This window comes from Vibrio sp. 704, assembly GCF_033339295.1.
Window position 1 is genome coordinate 1 of the sequence record NZ_JAWOUH010000294.1, and the last position, 810, is coordinate 810.

At 45.1% G+C, this 810-nt stretch carries 2 protein-coding genes; both read left to right on the plus strand.

All coding sequences use genetic code 11. The annotated features are described in order from the left end of the window. The coding region (locus R7R24_RS26010) for a LuxR C-terminal-related transcriptional regulator (RefSeq protein ID WP_318120012.1) at positions 1–406 on the plus strand (406 nt) is incomplete at its 5' end. A gap of 257 nt (positions 407–663) precedes the next feature. Beyond that, the coding region (locus tag R7R24_RS26015; RefSeq protein WP_318120013.1) for a sugar phosphate nucleotidyltransferase at positions 664–810 on the plus strand (147 nt) is incomplete at its 3' end.

The window sequence follows — 810 nt, forward strand, 5'->3', positions numbered from 1 at the left end:
GGTCGTGTTCAACGTTCCAAAACGCCTCACGACGGAGGAACTGCTCGCCTGCGGTCAATTAAAAGGCTTGTTTTACAGCGAAGATTCTTTAGAACAAGTAGGCGAAGAACTGAAAGGCATTGTCAACGGGCAAAACTGGCTACCACGCAACGTAACCAGCCAACTGCTGCACTACTATCGAAATGTGATAAATACTCACACCGCGCCAGCAACCGTCGATCTCACCATTCGTGAACTGCAAGTGCTGCGTTGTCTGCAAGCTGGAGCATCGAATAGCCAGATGGCAGAAGAACTGTTTGTTAGCGAATTTACGATCAAGTCGCACCTGTATCAGATCTTTAAAAAGCTCTCAGTGAAAAACCGAGTTCAAGCCATTGCTTGGGCCGATCAAAACTTGATGTCTTAACCTTACATTCATGTATTAAGACGACTAATAGAACCTGAGATTACGAGCCCAGCGAGTCGAATAGTGAACACAACGAGAGAGTAAGTTTCCTGTTTATTGTTAGACATAGCTCCTCAACAGCGGCACGGCCTGACTGATCATGCTTTTTTCCGCACTGCGTCTCACATTTTTTCCTACTTTATTCATGATTCATGCGCGACTCTCGTGTTAAAGTGTTGCGCAGATTCTTGATAATGACGAGAAAGGATATTCCCCCAATGATTAAAAAATGTCTGTTCCCTGCTGCAGGCTATGGCACGCGCTTTCTTCCAGCTACAAAATCAATGCCAAAAGAAATGATGCCAGTAGTGAACAAACCGTTGATTGAATACGGCGTTGAAGAGGCAATTCAAGCTGGTATGAAC